The sequence below is a fragment of the Haloferax profundi genome (genome assembly GCF_001469865.1).
GTDB classification, from domain to species: Archaea; Halobacteriota; Halobacteria; order Halobacteriales; family Haloferacaceae; genus Haloferax; species Haloferax profundi.
Window position 1 is genome coordinate 1 of record NZ_LOPV01000206.1, and the last position, 3,110, is coordinate 3,110.

Sequence of the window (3,110 nt, forward strand, 5' to 3'; positions counted from 1 at the left end):
CCGCCGCGAGACACGGCCTCGACCTCGCTGCCGCACTCGACGCGACTGTCCACGTCCTTTCGGTCGTCGACGATACATCACTCGGCCCCGACGTTCGCTCGATGGTGTCCGGAAAGGAGTACGAACAGGCCGCCACCGACGCCATCGAGTCTGTCGCCTCCGACGCTCGCGAACTCGGTGTCTCGAACGTCGTCGAGCACGTCGAACACGGAGACCCGAGTGACCAGATTCTCGCGTTCGTCGACGAACACGACGTCGACGCAGTCGTCATGGGAACGACTGGCCGAAGTGGCGTCGACCGGATTCTCCTCGGAAGCGTCGCCGAGAAGACTGTCAGGAACGTGCCGGTTCCAGTCATTACCGTCGCACCAGACGCCGACCAATGACGACGTGGAAATAGCGGTGCCCCCGTTCAGTATTCGGTTCCTCTTCGTGCGCGCTGTCCACTGTCGATTGGGTGTTTCACCTTTCGAACGTTCGTCACGAGGTCCGCCACGTCGTGCAGATACGTCGGGTTGTCGTGACTTCCGGTCAGGACGAGTTCGAGATTCTCCGGCTTTTCTTCGACGAGTTCGAGCACGTCGTCCTCGGAGAGGAGGTCCATCGCGACGGCGTAGAGAATCTCGTCGAGGATGAGGAAGTGGACACCGTCTTCGGGGTCTCCGTCGAGGTCGAGTGGTTCCGTGAGGTCCGCGTCGGCCGACCCGGCGACGAGTTCCTTCGCTCGCGCTAATCCGGCATCTGCCTGTTTTGCGTGGTCAGCGTCGTCGCTCCCGTCTTTCAGTCCTGCCCACCCGTAGTGACCGAGGTTCTCGTAGGAGAACCCAGGCATCGCCGCGATTGCGTTGTACTCGCCGCGGACTGCTTCGACAGAGTCTGCCCCTCCCTTCATGAACTGGAGCATGTGGACGCGATAGCCGTGACCGGCAGCGCGAAATCCCATGCCGAGTGCGGCAGTCGTCTTCCCCTTTCCGTCACCCCACCACACCTGCACGAGGCCGAATTCGTCGGGTGCGGCGGGGTCGATTGCCGTCGCCTCCGGGCGGACACCACGCCCAGGCGTGTTCTTTCGGACCGACGCTGGGTCGGTATCCTGAGGATCAGTCATTCGCTACCCTCCCACTCTGCGTCGACAGTAGTTCGTACACGAAATCAAGTTCAATTTCGTTAGCAAAAGTTGTATTGAATCAGGACCGGGACGGACAGACACGGGACAGGAGGCAAGACACTGGACTGGTCCAACCGTGTCAACATTTTTATCTCATCGCTGTAACAATTAGTGGGAACAATACGCGTGACGGAGTCAAACAAATCCTCAGTGCCGGTACTCGTCGAACGCGGAATCAGATTCGCAATCGTCGCCGTATTCGTCGAGGGAATTCGCCGTCGGAAACCGGCAGCGGTGGTGAACGCCGCCATCTCACTCGTCGGAACGTTCGTCCCTCGGATACTCGAACGAGTGTTCGGAACCGAGTTTCGACCGTGGCAGCGTATCTACGTCGAGTCCGCCATGCTCACACACTCGGTCGGAATGCTCGGCCCGTACGACGACGTGTGGTGGTGGGACCACCTCACGCACACACACTCGGCGACAGTCGTCGGCGGTGCCGTCCATATCGTCTCGCAGCGGCGTGGGAAGGACCCACGGCCCCGCGTCGTCGCTGCTATCGTCTGCCTCGGTATCGTGTGGGAGTTCGCCGAGTACGCGATTCACTTCGGTGCCAAGCGTCTGGGAATCGAACCGATTCTCGTCTCCTACGGCAAGGCAGATACGGCACTCGACCTCGTGTTCAACCTCTTCGGTGCCGTCCTCGTAGTCCTCTTCGGAGAGCGGATGTTGCAGAACCTCACGTCGGCAGACTGACCACCCGACGTTGGGGTCCCTGAGAAGTACTGCTGTGTCACCCGAGTGTATGGAAATCGCCGTCAGTAAGTTCCTGGGAGTATTCACTCTCTGCTTCGCGCATTGTGGAGTGCGACGATGAACACGACAGTCATCACGAGTGCTATCCCCCACCCCACGGCACCGAAAAGTGGGCTGACGTCTGTCAGTATCGCCGACCCAATGACCCACGAGGCCGTAATTAGTGCGTACGCCAGTACCCGCCCAGTTGCGACGAGCGGTTGCTGTAACTGCAAGCCTTCGACTTCGAGTTCCCCACGCTGAACCGTATCGAGAACCCGTTCGAGTTTCGCTGGGATACGGACGGTCGACCGGGCTGATGTCGTCGCATCGCCACGCATACCTTCGAACCACATCGTTGCGCCACGCTCGCGGTATCCATGTGCCATGAGGAACTCCTGTGCTGCGGAGAGGATGTCGAACTCGGGGTCGAGTTGGCGGAGGACGCCCTCGCTGACGGTTCCGACTCGGATGAGGAGCATGACGTCCGGCGGGATACGGAACGGGAACTCGTGGAGGATGTCGTTCACTTCGAGCATGAGGGTGCGCCAGTCAGAGATTCCCTTTCCCTCGAGATTTTCGATGGCTAATTCGAGGACTTGGTCCATGGCCGACCGGTCGACAGTGCTGTCGAGGACGCCGAGGTCGATGAGGACATCCGTCATCTGCTCTGTGTCCCGAGCAATCGCGGCGAGGTAGAGGTTCACGACCGAATCTTGCATCTCTGGCGTGAACCGACCAGTCATCCCGAAGTCGTAAAAGACGATTCGTCGCCGGTTGTCGACGCCGAGGTTACCGGGATGGGGGTCTGCGTGGAACACCCCATCTTCGATTCCCATCTTGAAGTACGCGTCAGCGATGTCGTGGGCGATTGCCACCGGGTCGAACCCGGTTGCTCGCAGTTCGTCCAGGTCGATGATTTTGGTACTCTCGACGTACTCCATGGTGATAACTCGTTCAGAGGACACCTCTGGGTACAACCGCGGGATTCTCACTTCGTCTTCGTCGGCAAAGTTGGCTCGAATCTCTTCCATCATCCGCCCTTCGCGGGCGAAGTCGAGTTCTTCCGTGATGACACGCTCGAAGTCGTCCGCCAGATTTCGAAGCGAAAAGCGGTGCCGTCTCGGCGCGATAGCGGTGACGATCGGAAGGAGTCGGCGGACGACCCGCAGGTCGACGTCGATGATGTCGACGACGTTCGGACGGC

General features: G+C 60.0%; 4 protein-coding genes. 2 read left to right on the plus strand and 2 right to left on the minus strand.

Annotated features, from left to right (window positions below; all coding sequences use genetic code 11):
- A partial coding sequence (locus tag AUR66_RS10545) for a universal stress protein (RefSeq protein WP_197409736.1) occupies positions 1–386 on the plus strand: 386 nt, incomplete at its 5' end.
- A 26-nt stretch (positions 387–412) separates the two neighbouring features.
- On the opposite strand, the gene AUR66_RS10550 is transcribed toward AUR66_RS10545, so the two are convergent.
- On the minus strand, positions 413–1,108 hold the full coding sequence (locus AUR66_RS10550) for a cob(I)yrinic acid a,c-diamide adenosyltransferase (RefSeq protein WP_058572389.1): 696 nt from the start codon (positions 1,106–1,108) through the stop codon (positions 413–415).
- Between the two features lie 210 nt (positions 1,109–1,318).
- Here AUR66_RS10550 and AUR66_RS10555 point away from each other — a divergent pair, with 210 nt between their 5' ends.
- A complete protein-coding gene (locus AUR66_RS10555) occupies positions 1,319–1,864 on the plus strand; it encodes a hypothetical protein (RefSeq protein ID WP_231727827.1) in 546 nt (181 codons plus the stop codon).
- Between the two features lie 83 nt (positions 1,865–1,947).
- Here AUR66_RS10555 and AUR66_RS10560 read toward each other — a convergent pair.
- Positions 1,948–3,110: ABC1 kinase family protein (locus tag AUR66_RS10560; RefSeq protein ID WP_058572391.1), on the minus strand; the 1,163-nt coding region annotated here is incomplete at its 5' end.

What these genes read in the sequence shown, in the direction of transcription:
- AUR66_RS10550 (WP_058572389.1), bottom strand. Translation starts at nt 1,108, where the DNA reads ATGACTGATCCTCAGGATACCGACCCAGCGTCGGTCCGAAAGAACACG.